Annotated in this window: 21 protein-coding genes; 9 read left to right on the top strand and 12 right to left on the bottom strand. The window is 71.8% G+C overall.

Annotation, left to right across the window (positions count from 1 at the left end; genetic code table 11):
* Nucleotides 1-165: 165 nt before the first annotated feature.
* From ACIQU6_RS16010 to ACIQU6_RS15990, 5 genes are read left to right on the top strand one after another with little or no spacing between them, the layout of a single operon-like run.
* Nucleotides 166-840, top strand: coding sequence for an HAD family hydrolase (locus ACIQU6_RS16010; RefSeq protein ID WP_403482224.1), 675 nt, complete (start codon nt 166-168; stop codon nt 838-840).
* 25 nt (nt 841-865) lie between these two features.
* Nucleotides 866-2,374, top strand: coding sequence for an MFS transporter (locus ACIQU6_RS16005; protein WP_403482223.1), 1,509 nt, complete (start codon nt 866-868; stop codon nt 2,372-2,374).
* 2 nt (nt 2,375-2,376) lie between these two features.
* On the top strand, nt 2,377-2,964 hold the full coding sequence (locus ACIQU6_RS16000) for an RNA polymerase sigma factor (protein WP_403482222.1): 588 nt from the start codon (nt 2,377-2,379) through the stop codon (nt 2,962-2,964).
* Nucleotides 2,961-3,788, top strand: a complete 828-nt coding sequence (locus tag ACIQU6_RS15995; RefSeq protein WP_403482221.1) for an MGMT family protein — start codon at nt 2,961-2,963, stop codon at nt 3,786-3,788. Before ACIQU6_RS16000 ends, ACIQU6_RS15995 begins: the two co-directional genes overlap by 4 nt.
* 43 nt (nt 3,789-3,831) lie before the next feature.
* On the top strand, nt 3,832-4,434 hold the full coding sequence (locus ACIQU6_RS15990; RefSeq protein WP_403482220.1) for a methylated-DNA--[protein]-cysteine S-methyltransferase: 603 nt from the start codon (nt 3,832-3,834) through the stop codon (nt 4,432-4,434).
* Here ACIQU6_RS15990 and ACIQU6_RS15985 read toward each other — a convergent pair.
* Genes ACIQU6_RS15985 through ACIQU6_RS15970 form a run of 4 tightly spaced genes read right to left on the bottom strand, consistent with a single transcriptional unit; the run spans nt 4,397 to nt 7,970 of the window.
* Nucleotides 4,397-5,059 (bottom strand): LysE family translocator, encoded by a 663-nt coding sequence (locus ACIQU6_RS15985; protein WP_403482219.1) that lies wholly within the window; start codon nt 5,057-5,059, stop codon nt 4,397-4,399. The two genes, ACIQU6_RS15990 and ACIQU6_RS15985, sit on opposite strands and share 38 nt — an antisense overlap.
* Nucleotides 5,060-5,080: 21 nt before the next feature.
* Nucleotides 5,081-5,410 (bottom strand): Rieske (2Fe-2S) protein, encoded by a 330-nt coding sequence (locus ACIQU6_RS15980; RefSeq protein WP_403482218.1) that lies wholly within the window; start codon nt 5,408-5,410, stop codon nt 5,081-5,083.
* Nucleotides 5,410-6,828, bottom strand: coding sequence for an iron-containing redox enzyme family protein (locus ACIQU6_RS15975; protein ID WP_403482217.1), 1,419 nt, complete (start codon nt 6,826-6,828; stop codon nt 5,410-5,412). The genes ACIQU6_RS15980 and ACIQU6_RS15975 overlap by 1 nt, the downstream gene beginning before the upstream one ends.
* Before the next feature lie 50 nt (nt 6,829-6,878).
* Entirely contained in the window at nt 6,879-7,970 is a 1,092-nt protein-coding gene (locus ACIQU6_RS15970) for a 50S ribosomal protein L11 methyltransferase (RefSeq protein ID WP_403482216.1), read from the bottom strand.
* A 783-nt stretch (nt 7,971-8,753) separates the two neighbouring features.
* Between ACIQU6_RS15970 and ACIQU6_RS15965 the strand changes: the two genes are divergently transcribed.
* A complete protein-coding gene (locus tag ACIQU6_RS15965; RefSeq protein WP_403482215.1) occupies nt 8,754-9,416 on the top strand; it encodes a class I SAM-dependent methyltransferase in 663 nt (220 codons plus the stop codon).
* Nucleotides 9,417-9,491: 75 nt separating this feature from the next.
* On the opposite strand, the gene ACIQU6_RS15960 is transcribed toward ACIQU6_RS15965, so the two are convergent.
* A complete protein-coding gene (locus tag ACIQU6_RS15960) occupies nt 9,492-11,015 on the bottom strand; it encodes an MFS transporter (RefSeq protein ID WP_403482214.1) in 1,524 nt (507 codons plus the stop codon).
* Between the two features lie 240 nt (nt 11,016-11,255).
* Between ACIQU6_RS15960 and cynR the strand changes: the two genes are divergently transcribed.
* Together cynR and ACIQU6_RS15950 are read left to right on the top strand one after the other, a co-directional pair.
* Nucleotides 11,256-12,146 carry a transcriptional regulator CynR gene (gene cynR, locus ACIQU6_RS15955; protein ID WP_403482213.1) on the top strand — a complete coding sequence of 297 codons (891 nt, stop codon included), beginning with the start codon at nt 11,256-11,258 and terminating at the stop codon, nt 12,144-12,146.
* 161 nt (nt 12,147-12,307) lie between these two features.
* On the top strand, nt 12,308-13,792 hold the full coding sequence (locus ACIQU6_RS15950) for an oxygenase MpaB family protein (RefSeq protein ID WP_403482212.1): 1,485 nt from the start codon (nt 12,308-12,310) through the stop codon (nt 13,790-13,792).
* 98 nt (nt 13,793-13,890) lie between these two features.
* Here the strand turns inward: ACIQU6_RS15950 and ACIQU6_RS15945 are convergent, their stop codons facing one another.
* From ACIQU6_RS15945 to ACIQU6_RS15935, 3 genes are all read right to left on the bottom strand, one after another.
* On the bottom strand, nt 13,891-14,037 hold the full coding sequence (locus tag ACIQU6_RS15945) for a hypothetical protein (protein ID WP_403482211.1): 147 nt from the start codon (nt 14,035-14,037) through the stop codon (nt 13,891-13,893).
* 293 nt (nt 14,038-14,330) lie between these two features.
* Entirely contained in the window at nt 14,331-14,489 is a 159-nt protein-coding gene (locus tag ACIQU6_RS15940; protein ID WP_274911538.1) for a hypothetical protein, read from the bottom strand.
* Between the two features lie 77 nt (nt 14,490-14,566).
* Nucleotides 14,567-14,878, bottom strand: coding sequence for a hypothetical protein (locus ACIQU6_RS15935; protein WP_403482210.1), 312 nt, complete (start codon nt 14,876-14,878; stop codon nt 14,567-14,569).
* Between the two features lie 231 nt (nt 14,879-15,109).
* Between ACIQU6_RS15935 and ACIQU6_RS15930 the strand changes: the two genes are divergently transcribed.
* Complete coding sequence (locus ACIQU6_RS15930; protein WP_403482209.1) at nt 15,110-15,775, top strand: class I SAM-dependent methyltransferase; 666 nt, start codon at nt 15,110-15,112, stop codon at nt 15,773-15,775.
* A gap of 50 nt (nt 15,776-15,825) precedes the next feature.
* Here the strand turns inward: ACIQU6_RS15930 and ACIQU6_RS15925 are convergent, their stop codons facing one another.
* From ACIQU6_RS15925 to ACIQU6_RS15910, 4 genes are read right to left on the bottom strand one after another with little or no spacing between them, the layout of a single operon-like run.
* On the bottom strand, nt 15,826-17,640 hold the full coding sequence (locus ACIQU6_RS15925) for a dipeptide ABC transporter ATP-binding protein (RefSeq protein WP_403482208.1): 1,815 nt from the start codon (nt 17,638-17,640) through the stop codon (nt 15,826-15,828).
* Nucleotides 17,637-18,629 carry an ABC transporter permease gene (locus tag ACIQU6_RS15920; RefSeq protein ID WP_403482207.1) on the bottom strand — a complete coding sequence of 331 codons (993 nt, stop codon included), beginning with the start codon at nt 18,627-18,629 and terminating at the stop codon, nt 17,637-17,639. The genes ACIQU6_RS15925 and ACIQU6_RS15920 overlap by 4 nt, the downstream gene beginning before the upstream one ends.
* A gap of 9 nt (nt 18,630-18,638) precedes the next feature.
* Nucleotides 18,639-20,417 carry an ABC transporter substrate-binding protein gene (locus tag ACIQU6_RS15915; protein ID WP_403482206.1) on the bottom strand — a complete coding sequence of 593 codons (1,779 nt, stop codon included), beginning with the start codon at nt 20,415-20,417 and terminating at the stop codon, nt 18,639-18,641.
* A 60-nt stretch (nt 20,418-20,477) separates the two neighbouring features.
* Entirely contained in the window at nt 20,478-21,503 is a 1,026-nt protein-coding gene (locus tag ACIQU6_RS15910; protein WP_403482205.1) for an ABC transporter permease, read from the bottom strand.
* Nucleotides 21,504-21,653: the final 150 nt, after the last annotated feature.

Below are 21,653 nucleotides of genomic sequence, written 5' to 3'. Positions count from 1 at the left end.
GGCGCACCCCGCGCCCCCGCACAGCGGAGCGCTCCGCACCGCACGCTCTGGTACAGAACATGACGTACCGGACACGACACCCGGAGCGCTCCGCACGCCATGCACCACACCTCACCCGCAACACCCTGCACAGAACGCACCCACACAAGCAAGGACCACTTCCCGATGCGTGACATCACCGTTCGCACCGAGCCCTTCCGCGCCGCCCTCTTCGACCTGGACGGCACGTTGATCGCCACCGAGCACCGCAGCCGGGCCGCCTGGACCCGGTTGTTCCGGACCCACGGGCTGGCGGTGGACGACGCGCTGCTCGCCACCTTCGTCGGGCGGCGCGGCCAGGAGGCGCTGGCCGACCATGTGCACCGCTTCCCCGGCCGCACCGTCGAGGAGCTCTTCGACGAGGCGGTCGGCTACCTCAACGGCCCCGACATTCCGCCGCCTTACCCGGTGCCCGGCGCCGAGGTGCTGGTGAAGAAGCTGCACGCAGACGGGGTGCCGATGGCGGTGGTCACCTCCGGTCTGCGCGAGCACGCCGGGGCACTGCTGGCCCACGTCGGCGGGGCGGGCCTGTTCACCACGATGGTCACGGCCGAGGACGTGCAACGGGGCAAGCCGGACCCCGAGGGCTTCCTGGCTGGGTGTGCGGCGCTGGGCGTGGAGCCGGAGCAGGCGGTGGCGTTCGAGGACGCGCCGGCCGGGATCGCCGCGGCCAAGGCGGCGGGGTTGGCGTGCGTGGCCCTGACCACGACCCATGCGGCGGAGGAGTTGGGGGCGGCGGACCTGATCGCGGCCGACCTCTCGGGGATCGGCTGGCCGCCGCTGCCCACGACCGTCCTCTGACCACTCCTCGCGAACGGACCCCGCCATGCACCCTCACCCGCGCGAACCGGGCAGCGCCTCCGGTCCCAAGCGGTCCACCGCACCGCCGTCCGCCGTCGAGGAGGGCGGGGCCACGATCGAGGTCGGGCACCGCTGGCGGCTGCTCGCGGTGCTGTTGGCCGCCCAGTTCATGGCCAACGTCGACACCGCGATCGCCAACATCGCCGCGCCCGCCATCCAGCACGACCTGGGCGCCTCCGGCGGCGAGACGGGACTGGTGATCTCCGGCTATGTGGCGGCCTACGCCGTCCTGTTGGTCGCGGGGGCCCGGCTGGGCGCCAGCCACGGCCACCGCCGGGTCTTCCTGATCGGCATGGCGGTCTTCACCGCCGCCTCGCTGGCCTGTGCGCTGGCGCCGGACCCGTCCGTGCTGATCGCGGCCCGGATCCTCCAGGGTGCGGGGGCGGCGCTGATGGTGCCGCAGGTGTTGAGCGGCATCCAACTCCACTTCAGCGGCCGGGAACGGCTCAGGGCGCTGGGGTACTACGCGATCGCCCTGTCCGGCGGGGCCGTGGCGGGCCAGGCACTGGGGGGCGTGCTGATCGCGGCGGACCTGTTCGGCACCAGTTGGCGCCCGATCTTCCTGATCAACGTCCCGGTCGGACTGTTGCTGATGTGGGCGGGCCGGCGAACCATGCCCGCGGACCGGGAGCCGGAGGACGTCCAACAGGTGGACCTGCGCGGGATGTTGCTGCTGTCGGCCGCCGTCCTGCTGGTGATCGTGCCGCTGCTGTTGGGCACCGACGCCGGCTGGCCGGCCTGGACCTGGGTCAGCCTGGCGTTGAGCGTGCCGGTGGCGGGGGCGTTCGTGCGCAGCCAGCGCCGGCGCGCGGCCGGCGGCGGCCGACCGCTGATCGCCCAGGAGGTGGTGCGCACGCCCGCCATCCGCTGGCTGTTGGCGGCCCACGGCGTCACCACGCTGACGTACTTCGCGCTGCTCTTCGTCCTGGCCATCTACCTCCAGGAGGGGTTGGGCCGGGGGCCCGCCTACGCGGGGTTGGCGATGGTCTCCTGGGTGGCCGCGTTCGGCGTCGCCGGCCCGCTGTTGGCGCGGGCGCCCGAGCGGCGCCGGGCGGCGATGCCCCCGCTGGGCTGTCTGATCCTCGCCTCGGGCTACGCCGCGGTCTGGCTCTACCTGGCCACGGGGCACCGCACCGGACCGCTGCTCTTCGTCCTGCTGGGCATCGGCGGTCTCGGCCTGGGCCTCAGCTCCAACTCCCTGATAGGGCAGATGACGTTCACGCTGCCGGACCGCTACGCCGCCGACCTGTCCGGGGTCATCAGCACCAACGCGCAACTGTGCGGCGCCCTGGGCGTCGCGGCGCTCGGCGGCGGCTATCTGTTCCTGGCCGGTGACGGGACGGCGGGGCCGTCGGCCCTGGCGTTGCAGGCGGTGTTGGGGGCTTCGGCGGCGCTGTCGGTGTTCGCCGCCGTGGCGGCCACCCTGGCGCGTCGGACCAGGGCAACCGATGACGGGGCCCCGGTGTTCCAGTAGCGATGGACGGACTGGAGAGGTCGCTCCCCGAGCGTCTCGCAGCGGACCTGGACCAGGGCTTCGCCGGCCTGGTCCAGGTCCACGCCGCCCCGCTGCGCCTCTACCTGCTCCGGCTGACCGGTCTGCCCACCGAGGCGGAGGACCTGACCCAAGACACCTTCCTGCGCGCCTACGTCGCGCTCCAGGGGTACTCGACGGCGCGCCGCCGGGCCCTGCGTCCGCGGCCCTGGTTGATGAGCATCGCCACCAACGTGTGGCGCAACGACGTGCGCGCCAAGAGTCGGCGCCCGGTGTCCGTGGGGCGGGTGGAGGACACCGGCGACGCCTGGCCGGACGAGCGGCCCGGGCCGGACGAGTGCGCGCTGACCGCGGCCGATCGCCGGGTGCTGATCGACGCCCTCACCGTGCTGCCGGAGCAGTACCGCGTGGTCGTCGTGCTGCGGCACGTGGTGGGTATGAGTTATGCGGAGATCGCCGAGGTGCAGCGCTGCCCCGTCGGCACGGTCAAGGCCCAGGTTTCCCGGGGGCTTTGCCACCTTCGCGGCCTGCTGGGGGCGGAGGGACGTCTGGTGAAGGAGGTGGCGATGTGAGCGAGGAGTACGACCGGTCCGTGGGGGGCGGCGAAGAGTCCCTGGCACGCGCCCTCGCCGCCGTCGCGGAGCCCGCTCCGGCCGAGCGGCCCGCCGCGGACCTGGCCCTCGGCATCCTGCGGCACATCGGGCTGCCGCAGGGCGCCTACGACACCTACGCCCTGTTGGACGGCCCGGCCGGCGGACTGTACGTGGCCCGGCACACGGAGGCGTTGACGTGCGCGGTGCTGCGGGCCGTGGCACCCACGTCCGAGGAGTTCGAGGCGCGCTACCTGGCCGCCACGGGGCGTACCGCGGTGCGGACGACGGTGCCGCCGTCGGGCGTGCGGACGGCGCTGCGCACCGGCCAGGCGCGGCGGCTGCGCCTGGACCTGTCGGCCCTCCGGGCGGCGGAGCGGTCCGCGCTGACCGCGGTGCGCAGCATCCCGCGCGGCCAGGTGCGCCCGGTCTCCTGGATCGCGCGGGAGGCCGAACTCACCGACCCCGCCGTGGTGGTGGCCGCCGTCCTCGCGAACCCGCTGCACCTGCTCGTGCCCTGCCACCGGGTCGCCTACGACAACGGCCTGCCCTGCGACGCCGCCTACGACCCGGCGACGGGCGACGCGCTGCGGGCCGCTGAGGGGCTCCAACGGGGCCTGCTGCACGGCCTGGCGAGCCGGCACACCCGGTATCTGGGCAGCGGCACCACCCGGATCTACTGCCATCCGACGTGTGCGCACGCGCGCCGGATCACCCCGCCGCACCAAGTTCCCTTCAGCTCCGCCGGCTCCGCCCGTCGGGCCGGTTTCCGGCCGTGCAAGAGCTGCCGGCCGGCCGTCGCATGAGGCGGGCCGGTGCACCCGTCCATCGTGAGAGGAAAGTGACCGCTTGACCGCCAAGAACCTGCCACCGGTCGACTCGGTGGCCCTGGCAGTCCACCGGACCGCCTTCGGCCCGCTGGTCCTCGGGGCGTCCGAGGAGGCCCTGCTGTACTGCGTGCCCGCTCCCCTGGAGGACGCGCGTGCGCGGATCGGCCGGGCCGCCCGCACGTGCGTCGAGGAGCCCGCGCTGTTCTCGGCCGCGCAGGCCCGGCTGCTCGCCCAGGCACGGGCCGAGATCGACAGCTATCTGCGGCGCGAGCGGTCGTTCTTCACCGTGCGGCTCGACCTGCGGCTGGCGACGCCCTTCTGCAAGGAAGTGGTGCTGTCCTTGGAGGAGTTGGTGCCGTACGGGCGCACCACGACGTACGCGGCCCTGGCGCGGGATCTGCAACGGCCGACGGCGGCCCGGGCGGTCGGCACGGCGTTGGGGGCCAATCCGCTCTGCCTGATCCTGCCGTGCCACCGGGTCAACGGCAGCCGGGGGCTGACCGGTTACGCGGGTGGCCTGACCGCCAAGCGGTTCCTGCTGGACCTGGAGAACTCCGTGTCGGCGACCCCGGAGGAGCTGCTGCTCACCCCTGCCACACCAGGCGGACGGCCAGCGCGATGAACACCGCGCCGGCCAGGGCCTCCGCCGCGCGCGCCGCCCCCCGGCGGGCGGAGCGCGCGGGGCCGCGCCCGGCCAGCCAGCCGTGCAGGCGGTAGGCGACGGCGATGAGGAGGCAGAGCCACAGCGCCGCGAGTCCGAGGTAGACGGCGGCCAGGACGACGATGCCGGGGCCGGGTGCGCTCCCGGTGGGGAGGAACTGCGGGAGGTAGGCCAGGAAGAACAGGCCGACCTTGGGGTTGCTGCCCGTGGACAGCAGCCCCAGGCCGACGCACCGCCAGGCCGAGCGGGGCGGGTCCGGGCGGAGCGGGCCGGGCGGGCCGACGTCGTCCGGTGTCCGCGGCCGGCGGGCGGCCGCGCACAGCGCCCTGACCCCGAGCAGCGCCAGGACGGCCGCCCCGGCCCAGACCAGCGCCGTGAAGACGGCGGGCACGGTGTGCAGCAGCAGCGAGACGCCGCTCAGCGCCGCCGCCGCGTGGCAGGCGCCGGCGCCGATCATGCCCACCGCGGCGGCCGCGGCCGGCCGCCACGACCCGGTCCGGAACACCAACTGCGCGGCCAGCGCGGCGTCCGGGCCGGGTGTGGCGATCACCACCAGGGACGTGGCCAGGAACAGGCCGCTGATCATCCCCAACCCTTCCGGCCGCGGTCAGGCGGACAGGTCCGCGGAGAGCGGCCGGTACTCCGTGCGCGGCTCCCGCGCCGCGGCACCGTCCGGGTCCGTCAGGACCGCGGTGACCCGGTCGCCGCTGCGGACCGCCGGGACCTGGTGGCGCAGCCGGGTCAGCGAGATGCCGCCCCCGTGCCAAGGGCACACCAGCCGCTTGCCGTTGGGGGCGAGGCGGCCCAGGTGCAGGGGCCCGCCGCGGTGCGGGCACTGCGCGGACATCACGAACCCCCCGTCGGGCGTCCGCGCGTACACGTAGGGCACACCGGCCACGACGACGCAGTTGCCGCGGCCCGCCGTCGGGAACGTCACTACAGGCACTTCGTGTGGTCCCCAATCGAGTGGATCTGGTAGACGCACTCCTCGGATTCGATGATCGCGCCGTGCAGGCGGTTCCGCTCGATGACCGTGCCCTCCCCCGCGCGCAGGATCTGGTGGGAGTCGAAGCCGCTGACGAACTTCATCGTGCCGGAGACGATGTGGCACAGCTCGTCGCCCTCGTGGCTGTGGGTGTTGGAGAGTTCGCCGTACGGCTCGACGATGTCCGCGACCGGTGCGGTGACCCGCCCGCTGGTGATCGCTTCCCAGACCGGGGCGTGCAGCTTCCGGTACTCCGGGCCCTTGTCCATCCAGCGGATCTGCGCGGCGAAGTCCTGGTCGGCGAGGTCCTGGACGACGCGGTACTCCTCGATGCCGCGGACGATCTCGGGGATGATCTCCTCGCCGTGGGCCTCGACGAGCGGGAAGACCAGCTTCTCCAGCGCCATCCGGCCGTGGTGTTGGTCGATGTGCACGTGCTCGGTGAAGTACCGCACGTCGGCCCGGCCGTCGAAGACGTCGGTGAGCAGGTCGGTCGCCCGGCGGCAGAAGTCCACCAGGGTGGCCTCGGTGTAGTACAGCGCTCCCACGTAGCGGAAGAACAGTTCGTGGTTCTTCCCGAGGTAGTGGAAGTAGTTGTTCATCATCAGGCTGCTGACGAGGTAGTACTGCCAGTAGTGGTGGACGTCCGACGCCAGTCCGGCGGACTCCAGGGTCTGCTCGAAGAGTTGGCTGTGCTTGGTGTCGTGGACGCCGTAGCCGTACTCATCGATGATGATCTTGAACCACTCCGACTGCGGTGCGCCGTAGTGGCCGAGGACGTTGCGGATCATCGGCGACGCCTCGGACAGGAAGTCCGGCGCGAACTGGATCAGCCACATGCGGGCCGCCCGTTCGCGGTCGGACGAGGCCCGGATCGCCTGCTCCGACTGCGAGACCGGCCCGGCCGCCGTGGCGTCCAGGGACTCGACGTACTCCCGGAAGCTCTCCAGCGTCCACTTTCCGGAGACCTCGACCTCCTGGTCCAGGAACCCGAACGCGAACCGCTCCAGCGCGGGGCGAATCGCCTCCCCCAGTGCCCGGTTGGTGGGGCTGTAGAACTGGTGGAAGTCCTCCCGCTGCCCCTTCAGGCCGCCCTTCGGCAGGAAGACCAGGTCGGCCTCGTAGACCGTGGTGAGCAGGCGCTGCGCGGCCAGGCTGCTGTACTCCAGGATCCGGTCGCGCCCCGGCACCCGGTCGAAGTCGAGGTGCCGTAACACCTGTGGGCGCAATTGGCGGCGATAGGGGTTGTCGTCGTTCTCCCACTCCTCGTTGTCGAGGAAGAGCGGATTGCTCGCGTACCGCAGGATCGCGTGACGCAGTTCGTCACCATGCAGCTCGAACGGGGTGTACGGCGGGGGTGTGTAGCTCATGTACCTGGTGACCTTTCTGACGAGGTTTCGGGCCGGCTCTCGATGTCTTCTCAGGACGCACTGAGGCGGAAGTCGCTCCAACCGAAATCGATATGACAGGTTTCGCCCGCGACCACCGGAACGGGCTTTTCCAAGGGAATCATCGCCTGCATCCAGTGCGATCCGACATTCGCCGGGGCATTGCTGAGCACGATGCCGTCGCTCAGCTCCAATTCGAACCACGCCACGAGTCCGTGCGCCTCACCGCTGTCGGTCGTCGACACCGTCAGGGTGCGGGTGCCGGGCCCCAACTCGCCCGCGTGCAGATCGAATGCGGCGAGTTCCACCGGATCGGAGAGCGTCCGGTGCGGCCAGGTTTCCAGCCGCACCGGGAAGTGCCCTTGTGTGGCGGCCTTGTTGAGCAAAGACACATCGAATCCGCTGGCGTACTGGACATGGTTGAGATTGGCCATCGCCTGGCTGTTCACCAACTGCCCGCGCAGTCGCGCGGCGAACGGCATCATCACGCCGTCGGGGGCCAGCAGGCGCTCCCGGGCGTGCCGTACGGACGGCAGCAGGCCCTCCCCGATCAGCCCGCAGTCGACGATCTCGGAAACCAGGACGTCGACCCGGTGCGGCAGTTCCCGCCCCACCTCCAGCCCCGTCGACCAGGAGTTGAGCACGGTGACGCGGTCCGCCATGCCGTGTCCGGCGATGTTCTGCCGGGCCATCTCCGCCAGCAGCGGGTTCGCCTCGCAGGTGTAGACGTGCGAGGCGCCGGCCTTCACGGCGCCCATCGCCAGCAGGCCGGTCCCGGTGCCGATGTCGAGCACCACCGCGCCGGGCGGCACGCACGCCTCAAGCGCCGCACTGAGCGCGGCGTTCCGCGCCTCGTCGTTGAGCATCGCGAAGTGCCAACGGGGGATGGTGTTCCGGGCGGCCTGCGCGAGCACAGCGGACTGCATTTCCGGCTCGAAGAGGGCCTGGGAATTCGACAGCGTGGCGACCGTCTCACCGAGGAGGCGGGTGATCTCCTGCGCCTGGGCGTGCAGGGCAGATATCGCCAGGCGCACGCCTGAGGCGACGTCAGGCCCCACCACCGTCGAGTCGCGCAAGGCGGCCAGATCGACCTTCTCCTGCGCATGTGCGATTCCGGTAGTCATGGATTCCTGTACACCCTTTCGGCCGTTCCGGGGAATTCATGATTCAGCGATACGACGCGATCGGGGTCACCGTGGCGCCGTCGCAGCAGGGGTGGACCTACGGATAGCTGAGGGACACGGAACGCCGGCAGGCAAGACCTCCACCGACATACGCCCTGGAACCGAAAATCAATACGCCGCAGACCACACGCAGACCTCATCAGCCTCCGTCACCGCTACCGCATTGGTCTACCCCACGTGCGGCTCTGTGAAGCATGACAACCAATGGTGCTGCAGGCAAGTGCACTTCGGCATCGACCGGGCGAATTCGAAGGGAAGGAGCCATCGCGAAATACGACCGTGCAACCCGTCGGGCGGGGCCGGTGTTCGTACCGCAGCAGCACGGGCCCGGGAATCGATCAACGGACCGCGCCGGACCGGAGAATCTCTTCGGACAACCGATTCACTCATGGCCGAGAACTGCCCCCGGCAGGCGATACGCGAAGAATGCGAGAAATACCGTCATGGGGGCCCGAGTTGAGACCCGCGGGGGTTCGGCCCGCGGTGCGGCGCAACGCCCCGCGAGCCGGCCCGTCGATCGGTCGGCCACGATCTTGAGATCGTATACCCGCCGAGAGCGGCCACACGCCGACGTGAGCGGAAGACCACACGGACGAGCACCCCGGTCGGTACGCGCTCGTCGCCCCCTCGCCTCCCCGTCCGAGCGATCTTCAACTCCCGTGCCGTAGCGCGCTGTTCACCCATCGGGATGCGCTGCCCTCGGGAACTTGATGCACTGGCGGAATGACCGCACCAACGCACCGCGTCCTCCGGGCGCTCGACCGGTTCAACGCCGCCCATCCCTGGGACCACAACGCCCACTACCACCGGTGGATCCTGCGGCAGCTCCCCGCGCGTTGCGCCCGGGCCCTCGACGTCGGCTCGGGCAGCGGCGATCTGGCCAGACTGCTGGCCACCCGCGCCGAGGCGGTGCACGGAGTCGACGCCGACCCGGAGATCACCGCACGGGCACGCCAACTCACCCCTGCCAGCGCACACTTGGCCATCACCTTCACCGCCGCGGACGCCCTCACCGGCATCCCCGCCGCCTCCTACGACGTCCTCACCTGCGTCGCCACCGTCCACCACCTGCCGTTCGCCGAAGCCCTCGCCGTCTTCCGCCGACACCTGGCGCCCGGCGGGACCCTGGTGATCGTCGGCCTGTACCGCGCGGGGACCGTCACGGACCATCTGCTCAATCTCGCCGCCGCCCCGCTCAACGCCGCCACCGGCTGGCTCAGGAACGGGGGCCGCCCGGCGCCCCGCCCGGTGTCGATGACGGCCCGGACCCGCCCGGCGGAACTGAGCTTCGCCGACCTCGTCCGCGAGGCCCGACGCGCCCTGCCCGGCGCACGCCTGCGACGCCGGCTGTTCTGGCGTTACACGCTCGTGTGGCGGAACGACTGAGGGGACAGCAACAGGAAGCACAGGCAAGGGAGTTGAATGGAGGACGGCGCCCGGGCCGCCCCGCGTGTGCGCGCGTCAATGGGGCGTGACGCGGATGACGGGCCGGGTGGCGTCGTCACGGGGCGACCGGGCGTGGGGCGTGGGGTCGTCGGTGGTGCCGACCACCGTCGCGCCGCCGGCGGTGACGATCCAGGCAGCGCGCGACCGACGACCGGTCCCCGACGCACGGCCGGACGCGGGGCGGGGACGGTCGCGTCGTCGGGACGGCACCAGGAGCGTCGCCAGGGCCAGCACGCCCGCGCCGCAGACGGTGATGATCCACCAGGCGGGACGGGCGGCCCGGAGGAACGTCGCCGCCGTGTCGGCGTGGGCGTCCGCCGCGAGGACGGCGCCGATGACCGCGACGCCGAGGGCGTTGCCGATCTGACGGCTGGTGGCGGTGATCGCCGAGGCGACGCCGACCTGTGCGCGGGGCATGCCGGAGACCGCGGTGACCGTGATCGGCGCGTTGACCAGGCCGAATCCCATGCCGAAGAGGGCGTAGGCGGCGAGGAGGAGGACGCTGTGGCGCGGTGCGTCCAGCACGGCGCAGAGCAGTCCGCTCAGGGCGGTGGCGGCGCCGGAGGCGATCAGTGGCAGGCGTGGACCGCGGGTGGCGGTGAGCCGGCCGGCGAGCGGCGGGCAGACGATCGTCATCACCGCCATGGGGAGCAGCCGGACCCCGGCCTCCCAGGCCGCCAGATGCCGGATGTTCTGCCAGTACAGGGCGGCGAGGAAGAGGAATCCGCCCATCGCGGCGAAGGCCAGGATCGCGCTGAGCACCGCGGCGGTGAACGCCGGTTGGCGGAAGAAGCGGAGTTCGACGAGGGGTTCGCGCCGGCTGCACTCGACCCGGAGCAGGGCGGGCAGGGCCAGCAATACCGCGCCGGCGCAGGCCACTACGGGCGTCGCGGTCCAGCCGCTGACCGGTGCCTGGATGATGACGTAGACCAGCGCGGCGAGGAGCACGATCACCAGCAGCTGCCCGACCGGATCCGGCCGGCGCGCGTGCCCGGCGCGGGCCTCCGGGACCCGGCCGGTGAGGGCGAGCGCCAGCGCCCCGACCGGCACGTTCATCAGGAAGATCCAGCGCCACCCGGCGACGTCCGTGAGCAGCCCGCCGATCAGCGGACCCACCGCCATCGTCACGCCCTGGACGGTACTCCACACCCCGATCGCCCGGGCCCGTTCGTGCCGCCCGGTGAACACGTTCGTCAGCAGCGCCATCGCCGCCGGGTTGAGCATCGAGCCGCCGACCGCCTGCACCGTCCGGAAGACGATCAGCCAACCGGCGTTCGGCGCCAGGGAGCAGAGCAGGGAGGAGGCCGTGAACAGGGTCAGGCCGGTGCGGAAGACCCGGCGGTGCCCGAGGCGGTCGCCGAGCGCGCCGGAGAACAGCAACAGGGCGGCCAACACGATCAGATAGGCGTCGATCGTCCACTGGAGGCCGGTCACCGACGTCCGCAGGTCGCGCTGCATGGCCGGCAGTGCCACGTTCAGGGCGGTGTTGTCCAGGCTGACCAGGAACAGGCTCGAACAGCAGACGGCCAGAACGAGCAACCACCGGGCCCCGGTTGGCGACACCGTGGCAGCGGGTCCGGGTCCGGGAGCGGGCTCAGCAGGGCAGGGGGAAGGGGAGGGGCTTGGGGACACGGGATTCCTCGGGGTGGGGTCGCCTGGCCGGATCGGGCACACCGACCGGCATCGCCCTCCACCTTGCGTGACGTGGAGGGATAACGTCCAAGACCGATGACTCATGATCGTCATTGGTCCTGCTTATGGCGGCCCTATAGTCGCCCCATGGCCCTCGAACTCCGTCACCTGCGGTCCCTGCTCGCCATCGCCGAACACGGCAGCTTCACCCGCGCCGCGGAGGCCCTGCACCTCTCCCAGCCGGCCCTCTCCCAACAGATCAGGCAACTGGAGCGTGCCCTGGGCACCCGACTCCTCGACCGCTCCGGCCGCACCGTGCGGCCGACCGACACCGGCGCCGAGTACCTCCGGCACGCCCGCACCGCGCTCAAGGAACTGGATGCCGGCGCACGCGCCGTAGGGGACGTGCAGGACCTCACGCAGGGCAGCCTGCGGCTGGCCGTCACCCCCACGTTCACCACGTATCTGGTCGGGCCGCTGGTCCGGCACTTCCACGACCGCTGGCCCGGAGTCGCCCTGGAGATAAGGGAGTTGACGCAGGAGGCGATGGAAGCGGGACTGCTCGCGGACGAACTCGACCTGGGCATCGCGTTCCACGGCGACCACCTGCCGGGCATCACCGGCGACCCCCTCTTCGCCGAACGCCTCGGGCTGGTCGTCGGCACCGGCCATCCGCTCTCCGCACGCCCCCGACCGCTCCCCGTCCGGGCCCTCGACGGGCACCGACTCGCCCTGTTCACCGGGGGCTTCGCCACCCGCGCCCAGATCGACGACCACTTCGTCAGCCACGGCGCCCGACCGCCCCTCACGGTGGAGATCAACTCCATCGTCGGCCTCATCGACATCGTCCAACGCACCACCCTGGTCACCGTGTTGCCGGACCGCGTCGCCCGGGAGTACCCCGGCCTGCGCACCGTCCCGCTCACCCCCGCCCTCCCCACCCGCACCGCCACGCTGCTGCGCCGGACGGCGGCCCACGAGACCAACGCCGCCCGGGCGTTCAGCGGCCTGCTGAGGGAGCGCTACCGCATCCCCTAACCGGCCGGGGCGCGTCATCACGGCGCATCGAGATCGCCCCCGGTCGGGTGGTTTTCGCCCCGGATCCCTCCCAAGTACCCCTGTGCAGCGGCTACTTGTACGTCACCGCCGGTGGCTCGAACGGCCCCGGCACCGCGCCGTGTCGCCGTGGGGAGACGCCCTTGTCCACTGTCCTGCCCGACTCTCGTTCCCTGCTGCGCCGTACCCTCGGCGAGCGACGCATCGCCCTGGTCGCCTGGCGGTTGTTGGTCCTTCAGAACTCCGATCCGGCCGTCGCCGCCGGCCTCGCCCACTTCTCCACCTACCGGGCCCATCCCTGGCGGCGGGTGGAACACACCATGGACAGCGGCCAGCGGCTGTTCTTCTCGGACCGCGAGGGGCTGCAACGGGAAATCGCCCGCCTGGAGCGCACGCACCGCCGCATCCAGGGCACCGACGGCCAGGGCCGGGCGTTCACCGCGCTGGATCCGGCGGTGCGGGTGTGGGTGCTGGTGACGCTGTACGAGTCGATGACGGCGATGTGCGAGCTGTCCGGTGCCCCGCTCAGCGCTGGCCAATGCGACCTGCTCTACGGCGAGTTCCGCACCGTGTGCGCCGCCTTCGACCTGCCGGAGGAGCTCTTCCCGGCGACCGCCGCAGAGGTGCCCGCCTATATGGACCGCACCATCCGCGAGCGCCTGGAGTACACCGAGGCCGCGCACGACCTGCTGTTCCAGATGCTGCGGCAGGCCCCGTCCCCGCGCCGCCTGGGTCGGCTCCGCCCCGCCTGGCCGCTCCTGCGCCCGGTCATCGCCCACCTGATGACGGCCCTGACCGTCGCGGATCTGCCCCCGGCCTTCCGCCAACGCTTCGACCTGCGCCGCAGTCGCGGCGCCGCAGCGCTGTCCTGGACCCTGCACCACGGCATGCGCCACGTCATGGCCCTCCTCCCCGACCACCTGCGCTACCGCACCGGCGCGACGCCCCCGTCAGCCACGGCGCATCCCACCGCCACACCCCACAGCAACCCCAACACCAACGCCAACACCGGCAGCAACGGCAACGGCAAGAGCCCCCTCGGTGCCGTGCGGGCCCTTCGGTTGCCGCGGCCGCGCCGTTCCGAGCGGCGCAGTGCGCGCCAGGCACGCGTGGAGGCGTTCTTCCGGCAGGTGGTGGACCAGACCGGCGACGGATTCATCACCGCCGCCGACCTTCAGGCGATGGCGCACAACGTCTGCTGGCAGTTGGAGCTCAGCGAGGAGGAGGAAGCCCGGGTGTATGCCGGCTTCGACACCTGGTGGCAGCACATCCACGCCACCATGGACACCGACGGCGACGGCCGGGTCTCCCGCGCCGAGTTCACCACCGCCGTGCTCGCCGGCGTCGACCGCGACCCCGACTACCTCCACAACGGCCTGCACGCCGCCCTGCGCGCGCTGTTCCGGGCCGCGGACACGGACGGCAGCGGGTATCTGACGGCCGACGAGTACCGCGTGCTCTTCGGCGGCTCCCGCGTCCATCCCGCCGAGCTCAACCACGGCTTCCGACAACTCGACGCCGACGGCGACGGCCAGATCACCGAGGACGAATTCCTCCGCGCCTTCACCGACTACTTCACCGCCCGCACCGACACCACGGCCGGCGCCCAACTCCTGGGCCGCCCCTGAGCCGACCGGCCCTCGGGCCAGCGCGCCGCCGACGAGCGGGCACGGCCGGCGGCTGGCCCCTCCCCTCCGCGCACGCCCCGCCCCGGCACTCCGACAGTTCAGGGCGCACCGGGGTCGAGGGCGATGCCGAACGGCTCCGGGATACGGAGGACGGCGCCGCAGGGGTGCGGGCCGTCGGTCCGTGCGTAGCCGAGCCGCCCTGGTCCCGAGGAGAACGTCTCGGCGCACTCCTGGCGGTCGATCAAGAGGTGGAGCGGCGCGCCGTATCGGACGTACCGCTTCCCTGCACCACCGGTCGGTGTCCGCGTTCGACTCCGAGGTGACCTCGACGACGAGGTGACGTCGGACGGCGGGCCGGGACGACGAAGGGCCCCACCCTGACGGATGGGGCCCTTCATGTGGAGCGCCCGGCCGGCCTTGCACCTGCATCTCCCACCGGTTGGTGGACGTCTTTCCTTGGACCACAGACGCGCGACTCCCGTCCGGAGAACCGGAGTTGCGCCAAGATCATAACCGATCTCCGCCGGTCCCCGCACCCTCAGCCCACGTAGGTGAGCTGGACGAGGGTGATCTCGGTGTCGCCGATGAGGATGACCCCGGCGACATGGCTGCGGGCGATGGTCCGCATCATCCGGTCGTCGGCGCCGTAGGGCTCGGAGTAGGCCAGGGGGTCGACCAGCGCGTCCAGCATCAGCACCGATAAATCCCTACGGGCCTCATCGGGCAGGGACTTGTAGGTGGCGTGGAGGGCGGGGTCGAGATGGAGCCGGTAGGTCACGCGGCGCCTCGTCCCCGGGGGCCCGTATCGCCGGCGGCGGAGCGCAGTTCCTCGGTGGTGACATCGACCAGGGCGGCACGGTAGTTGGCCGGCAGGTTCCCGGCCCCGCTCAGGGTGGTGCGCAGCCGCTCGACCCGCTCGCGGTCGGCCTCGAACGTCTCGATGAACCTCATCCAACGGTCCAGAATGCCCGGCAGCTCGCGGACGTCGCTGAAGCCGACCTCCTGCATGAACGTCGCCCGGAGTTCCGAGTGCGGAAGGGCGTGCGCGATGCCGTCGACGGTCCACGACCGACCGGAGCTGCTCATCGGGTCCTCCTCACGACACTGCTGGCGCGGATGCGTGCTGCCACGGTAGCGAACCCCGAACCCCCGCGCGGGCCCACCCGTTCGGTTACCGATGGTGACAGCGTTGCCGGGTGCGACCGCCGGGGCACCCGTAGGCGGGCGGAGGGCGCCCATCGGGGCCGACCCGCCCCGTTCGAACGTCGGCACTAGGGTGGTAGGTGCACCACCTACGAACGAGCTGGGGAACGAGCCATGGCCGAGGACCGACCGGAGCTGGCGTCCGAGCAGCGGCGGCACTGGCAGGAGACCTACTCCGCGCACCCCGGCATGTACGGCGGCGAACCGTCCGCGCCGGCCCGTTACGCGGCGGAGGCGTACCGTGCCGCCGGCGCCGCACGGGTCCTGGAGCTGGGCGCCGGCCACGGCCGCGACGCCCTGCACTTCGCCCGCGAGGGGTTCACCGTCCACGCGACCGACTTCAGCCGCACCGCCCTGGACCAGCTCTCCGGCACCGCGCGGGCACAGGGCCTCGGCGACCGCATCGCCACCACCGTGCACGACGTGCGCGAGCCGCTGCCACTGGCGGACGGTTCGGTCGACGCGGTCTTCGCGCACATGCTGCTGTGCATGGCCCTGTCCACACCGGAGATCCGGTCCCTGGTCGACGAGGTCCGCCGGGTGCTGCGCCCCGGAGGCGTCTTCGTCTACACGGTCCGGCACACCGGCGACGCCCACTACGGCACCGGCACCGCCCACGGGGACGACATCCACGAACACGGCGGCTTCGCCGTCCACTTCTTCCCCCGGCACCTCGTCGAGGAACTCGCCGCGGGCTGGCGGCTCGCCGACGTCCACGCCTTCGAGGAGGGGGACCTCCCCCGCCGACTGTGGCGGATCACGCAGACGGTGCCCGACTGAGCTGAAGTGCCACTGAGGACGGGACGCCGACTGCGGCGGTGGGCGGTGGATCACAGGACGGCGTCGAGCAGCTCCCGGGTGTAGGGGGCGCGGGGCGTCGTGAAGACGGCGTCACGGGTTCCGGTCTCGACGAGTTCGCCGTCCCTCAGTACGGCGATGCGGTCGCAGAAGTGCCGTACCACCGCCAGGTCGTGGGAGATGAACAGCAGCGACAGGCCCAGTTCCGCGCGCAGGTCCATCAGCAGGTTGAGGACCTGTGCCTGGACGGACACGTCGAGCGCGGACACCGGTTCGTCGGCGATGACCAGGCGGGGGCGCAGGGCCAACGCACGGGCGATGCCGATACGTTGCCGCTGCCCGCCGGAGAACTCGTGGGGATAGCGGGGAAGGTGGGCGGAGGACAGGCCGACCTGGTCGAGGAGTTCGACGGCCCGGAGCCGGCGGGACCGGGCGTCCAGTGTGGTGTGGATGCGCAGGGGCGTGGTGACGATCTCCTCGACCGTGCGCCCCGGGTTGAGGGAGGCGTACGGGTCCTGGAAGACCAGCTGCACCTCGCGGCTCAGCTCGCGGCGCAGCCGGGTGTCACTCGCCGCGCGGGTGATGTCCCGCCCGTCGAACCGGACCGCCCCGGCGGTGGGTTGGCGCAGGCCGGCGAGGACCCGGGCGAGGGTGGACTTGCCCGAGCCGGACTCGCCGACCAGTCCCAACGTCTCGCCGCGCGCGACGTGCAGGGACACCCCGCGCACCGCGGCGACCGGCCGCCCGCGCCGCAGGAGTGACCCCCGCCGGGCGGGGAACTCCACCCGCACGTCGGCGAGTTCGGCGAGTGCGGGGCGGTGGGGTGGAGCGGTGGGGCGCGGAGCCGGCACCGAGGCCGGAAGAGCGTGCCGTTCCCGCTCCGGTGTCGGTGCCGGCTCGTCGACGGTGGGCAGTCGGGTCCCGGGAACGGTGTCCAGGGTGGGTGCGGCACCGATGAGGGCGCGGGTGTACGGATGGTCGGGGGTGGTGCGGAGTCGCTCGGTGGGGCCCTGTTCGACGACCCGGCCGGAGCGCATGACCAGCATCCGGTCGCAGGTCGCGGCGACCACGCCCACGTCGTGCGTGATGAGCAGCATCGCCGTGCCCGCCTCGGCCTGGAGGTCGCGCAGCAGGTCGAGGACCTGGCGCTGCACCCGGGAGTCGAGTGCGGTGGTCGGCTCGTCCGCGATCAGCACGTCCGGTTCGTTGATCAACGCCATCGCGATCACGACGCGTTGCCGCATCCCGCCCGACAGCTGGTGCGGATGGTCCCCGGCGCGCCGGGCGGGGATGCCCACCCGTTCCAACATGGCGGCCGCGCGTTCGCGTGCCTGGCGGCGACCGGGCCGGCGGTGGTGGATGCGGTACGCCTCGGCGAGTTGGGCGCCCACGGAGTGGTACGGGGACAGGGCGTCGAGCGCGTCCTGGAAGACCATGGCGACGCGGGCGCCGCGCAGGGTCCTGAGCCGGGCCTCGGGTGCGCCCACCACCTCAACGGCGGCTTCCGGCACGGTGTCCGGGCCCTGCGCACGGGCCGGCCGGCCGCCCACGTCACGGCCCCGGCCACTGCCGCCGCCCCGGACGCCGCCGCCGATACGTACGCTGCCGCCGATCCGGGTGCGCCCCGGATCGTGCAGCCCCATCGTGGCCAGCCCGATGCTGGACTTGCCCGAGCCGGACTCGCCGACCAGCCCCAACGTCTCGCCGGGCGCCAGCTCGAAGGAGACGCCGGCGACCGCGGTGACGGGGCCGCGCGGGCTCTCGAACGCCACGCTCAGATCGCGCACGCTCAGCACGGCGCCCCGTTCCCCCTCGGTCTCCGGGTCCGCTTTCCAATCCGCTTTCATGTCAGCCTCACACGGGGATCGAGCCAGGCCACCACCAGGTCGGCGAGGGCCACGAAGACGACGACGAAGAAGGCGGCGAGCAACACTGTGCCGACGACGGTGGGCAGGTCGTTGCCGGTGACCGCGTCGACGGCCAGCTTGCCGACGCCGCCGAGCCCGAAGACGGTCTCGGTGATGAACGCGCCGCCGAACAGCGCGCCGATCTCCAGCCCGAGCAGTTGGACCAGCGGCCCGGCCGCCCCGCGCGCGGTGTACTTCAGATGCGCGCGCAGGACGCCAAGTCCCTTGGCCCGGGCGGTGCGTACGAACCCCTCGGGCATGGTCTCCAGCATTTGCGAGCGCGTCAGTCGGGCGAAGACCGCGGCGTTGACGAAGCCGAGCACCAGCCAGGGCAGCAGCAGGCCCGCGGCCCATCGGCCCGGGTGGTCGGCCGGCGGGACGTACTGCGGCATGGGCAGCAGCCCGGTGCCGTAGACCAGGAGGAGTTGCAGCAGATAGCCGAGGAAGTAGATCTGGACGCTGGCGCCGATCAGGTTGAAGCCCGACAGCAGCCGGTCGGTCGCGGTGCCGCGGCGCAGCGCGGCGACCAGGCCCCCGCCGACGCCGAGGACGAGGATCACCACAAGGGCGCCGCCGGCGAGCGAGACGGTCACCGGCAGGCGGTCCCCGATGGCGTCGAGGACGGGTTGGTGGAGGGCGTAGGAGTAGCCCAGGCAGGGTGCGGGGCAGTGGAGCGGGGTGCCGTCGACGTCGGCGATGGTGCGGCCGGTGACGAGGCCGCCGAGGTAGTCCAGGAACTGGGCGACCAGGGGTTGGTCGAGTCCCATGCTGGTGCGGACGGCCTCGACCTGCGCGGTGTCGCACTTGGGGCCGCAGGCGATCAGGGCCGGGTCGGAGGGGGCGGCGTAGAAGAGCCCGAAGGCCGCGGCGGCGATCGCCAACAGCACGGCGGCGGCTTGCAGGGCGCGCCTGAGGAGGTAGCTGGTCATGGCCTTCGGTCAGGGGGTCTTGACGAACAGGTCGGCGGCGGCGACGGAGCCGTAGATCGGGTGGATCGCGGCGCCGCCGATGCGTGCGCCGCGGAACTGGGAGACGCTGCTGTAGAGGAACGGCACGAGGGGAACGTCCTTCATCACCACTTCCTCCAGGTCGATCAGTGCCTTGGCCTTCTGCTGGGCGTCGCCGATCGTGGCGATCCGCTCCAGTTCCCGGTCCACGACGGGGTTGGCGTAGCGGATGGAGTTGGAGAGGCTGTCCAGTCTGCTGTCGAAGCTGTCCGGCAGCAGCGTCGAAGGGGTGGGCCAGTCAACGGAGTTGGTGGACAGCCACAGGTCGTAGGGGGCCGGGCCGCGGAACACCTCGCTGTGGAAGGCGGCCGGCTCCAGGCGCTTGACGACGAGCGTGATGCCGGCCTTGCCGAAGGCGTCGCCGAGCACCTGGGCGAGCCGGTCGTCCTGCGGACTGTCCGCCGCGTAGGCGTAGGTGAGGTGGGTGACCTTGGTCTTGGCCCTGGCGAGGTGTTCCTTGGCCTTGGCGAGGTCGCCGGTGGGCGCGACCGGGTACGGGTCGTACTTCCGCCAGCCGACGACGGCCGGCGAGGAGAGGGTGGTGGCGAAGTCCCCGACGTGGGAACCGCCGAGGACCTGGCGGGCCTGGGCCCGGGGGAAGAGGTAGTGGATGGCCTTGCGGACCTCGGGATCGGTGACCCGGCTGTTCTTGATGTAGAGGTCCTGGGTGTACGCGCCGCGACTGCCGGAGACGATCAGGCTCCGCTTGGCCGGCTCGCGTTCGGCCGTCGCGAGCAGTTCCGGCGGCACCTCGCCCTTGGTGCTGACCGTGGTCGGGCCGTCGCCGCGCCCGTTGAACACCTCCTGGGCGGTGTTGAGGGCCTGCTTGCCGAAGGTGAACACGAAGCGGTCCGGGTACTGGTGGCGGATCGGGTCGGTCTCCGCCTTCCAGTGCGGGTTGCGCTCCAGCGTGAGGCGTTGGTTCTGCTTGTGCTCGACGATCCGGTACGGGCCGCTGGCGAACGGTGTGACGTCGTACCCGGTCCCGGTGTCCTTGTCCTTGCGGACCGGCGAGGAGGACGACTGGGCGGCCATGTACGGGACATCGGCCTGTGGCTCGGGGAAGTGGAAGACGAGGGTCTTGTCGTCCGGCGTCTCGATGGCGTCGAGGTCGCCGTCCGCGGGCCCCCGGTACTTCCTCACCGCCGCGCTGCGGTCCTTCGACCCGGTGAGCCACTCCGGCCAGTAGGTGGGTCCGGCCTCGAAGCCCGGGGCGAAGGTGCGCTCGATCCCGTACTTGACCTGCGCGGCGGTGATGGGCTTGCCGTCTTCCCAGGCAATACCGTCCTTGAGGCGGTAGGTCCAGGTGCGGCCGCCGTCGGAGGCGGTGCCGGTGTCGGTGGCCAGGTCGCCGACCAACGTCGGTTTGCCGTCAATGACTTGATACTGCGTCAACTGTCTGCCCCAGAGCAGTGAGGTGCTGTAACTCTCCCCCGTGTAGATCTTCTGGGGGTCCAGATGCGGGTAGTCGGTGGCATTGGCGACGGTCACGGTGCCGCCCGTCCTGGCACCGGGCACCGCGGGCGCCGGCCCCGCACTGTCCTTCGCGGTCCCCAGGGAGGCGGTCAGGCGCTTGCCGCTCTTCGCCGCCGTGCTCTCCTTCCCGTCCCGCGCGCCGGCCCCCGCACCCGCGGAGCAGGAGCACAGCAACAGGGCGGTGACGGTGGCGAGTACGGGCAGGGCGGCGGCGCGCGGGGTGCTCTCGGGCATGGCGAACTCCAACGTGGGTGGGGAGGGGTGGGGAATGAAGTGGAGAGGGGTGGGGCCAGATCAGCGGAGGTTGCGGACGGCCCGGGGATCGAGGGCGTCCCGCACCCCGTCGCCGAGGATGTTGAAGGCGAGGACGAAGACGAGGATCGCCGCTCCGGGGAAGGCCATGTAGGTGGGGTCGTCGTAGAAGACCTCGGCGCCACGGGAGATCATGCGGCCCCAGTCCGGAATCGGCTCGTTGATGCCGACGCCCAGGAACGACAGCGCGGCCTCGGCGGTGACGATGCCCGGCACGGCGAGGGTGAGGTGCACCAGGACGGGCGCCCAGACGTTGGGCAGCAACTCCCGGAAGACGATGTGCCGTCGGCTCGCGCCCATCGCCCGCGCCGCCTCGACGAACTCCCGCTCCCGCAGCGAACGGACGGCGGTGCGCAGCACCATGGCCAGCGGCACCCAGCCGAAGGCCGAGAACACCAGGATGAGCACCGTGAACTGCATCCAGGCGGGCTCGTTCTGCCCCGGCCCCACGAAGCGGGTCTGGATGATCGGGCTCAGCGCCAGCAGCAACAGCAGCGTCGGGAAGGCCAGGAGGACGTTGCAGACGAAGGTGAAGGCCCGGTCGACGACACCGCTGAGGTACCCGACGGTGACGCCGACCACCACCCCCAGGACCGCGATCACGGCCGCCGACGCGCACGCGATCAGCAGCGACGTCCGCATGCCGTAAAGCAGTTGGGCCAGCACGTCCCGGCCGAGACCGGGCTCGATGCCGAACCAGTGGTCGGCGGACATGCCGCCGTTGGCCAGCACCGGCAGCCCTTCCGGACTCAGTAGCCCGGGCGCGTTCTGCCCGTAGTGCTCGGTGGCGTTCTTCCCGTAGAGGAACGTCAGCACGGGCGCGGCCAGCGCCAGCAGCGCGTACAGGCAGACCACGCCGAGCGCCAGCAGGCTGATCCGGTCGCGGCACAGCGCCCGCAACGGCGCGGCGAGCGGGCCGCGACGCCGCGCGCCGTCCCACTCCGGCGCGGGCTCCGGCTCCGATCCCTGCCCCGGCTCCAGCCCAGGCTCCGCAACCGGCTTCGACACCGGTGGTTCCACTGGCAAAGGTGCTGCCATTTCGCTCTGCTCCCAAGTCACTTCGGCCGCACCCTCGATCGAGGAGCAGCAGCCCAGACCGCCCTGGGGCAGGATCACCACCCCGGACGGAAGACATTAGATACAGAGATTCAATCCCCT

It is taken from the genome of Streptomyces sp. NPDC090442 (assembly GCF_044769405.1).
Classification (GTDB): Bacteria; Actinomycetota; Actinomycetes; order Streptomycetales; family Streptomycetaceae; genus Streptomyces.
This window is presented reverse-complemented; position numbering and strand designations above follow the sequence as displayed.

What these genes read in the sequence shown, in the direction of transcription:
- ACIQU6_RS16010 (WP_403482224.1), top strand. Translation starts at nt 166, where the DNA reads ATGCGTGACATCACCGTTCGCACCGAGCCCTTCCGCGCCGCCCTCTTC.
- ACIQU6_RS16005 (WP_403482223.1), top strand. Translation starts at nt 866, where the DNA reads ATGCACCCTCACCCGCGCGAACCGGGCAGCGCCTCCGGTCCCAAGCGG.
- ACIQU6_RS16000 (WP_403482222.1), top strand. Translation starts at nt 2,377, where the DNA reads ATGGACGGACTGGAGAGGTCGCTCCCCGAGCGTCTCGCAGCGGACCTG.
- ACIQU6_RS15985 (WP_403482219.1), bottom strand. Translation starts at nt 5,059, where the DNA reads ATGATCAGCGGCCTGTTCCTGGCCACGTCCCTGGTGGTGATCGCCACA.
- ACIQU6_RS15975 (WP_403482217.1), bottom strand. Translation starts at nt 6,828, where the DNA reads ATGAGCTACACACCCCCGCCGTACACCCCGTTCGAGCTGCATGGTGAC.
- ACIQU6_RS15970 (WP_403482216.1), bottom strand. Translation starts at nt 7,970, where the DNA reads ATGACTACCGGAATCGCACATGCGCAGGAGAAGGTCGATCTGGCCGCC.
- ACIQU6_RS15965 (WP_403482215.1), top strand. Translation starts at nt 8,754, where the DNA reads ATGACCGCACCAACGCACCGCGTCCTCCGGGCGCTCGACCGGTTCAAC.
- cynR (WP_403482213.1), top strand. Translation starts at nt 11,256, where the DNA reads ATGGCCCTCGAACTCCGTCACCTGCGGTCCCTGCTCGCCATCGCCGAA.
- ACIQU6_RS15935 (WP_403482210.1), bottom strand. Translation starts at nt 14,878, where the DNA reads ATGAGCAGCTCCGGTCGGTCGTGGACCGTCGACGGCATCGCGCACGCC.
- ACIQU6_RS15930 (WP_403482209.1), top strand. Translation starts at nt 15,110, where the DNA reads ATGGCCGAGGACCGACCGGAGCTGGCGTCCGAGCAGCGGCGGCACTGG.
- ACIQU6_RS15925 (WP_403482208.1), bottom strand. Translation starts at nt 17,640, where the DNA reads ATGAAAGCGGATTGGAAAGCGGACCCGGAGACCGAGGGGGAACGGGGC.
- ACIQU6_RS15920 (WP_403482207.1), bottom strand. Translation starts at nt 18,629, where the DNA reads ATGACCAGCTACCTCCTCAGGCGCGCCCTGCAAGCCGCCGCCGTGCTG.
- ACIQU6_RS15915 (WP_403482206.1), bottom strand. Translation starts at nt 20,417, where the DNA reads ATGCCCGAGAGCACCCCGCGCGCCGCCGCCCTGCCCGTACTCGCCACC.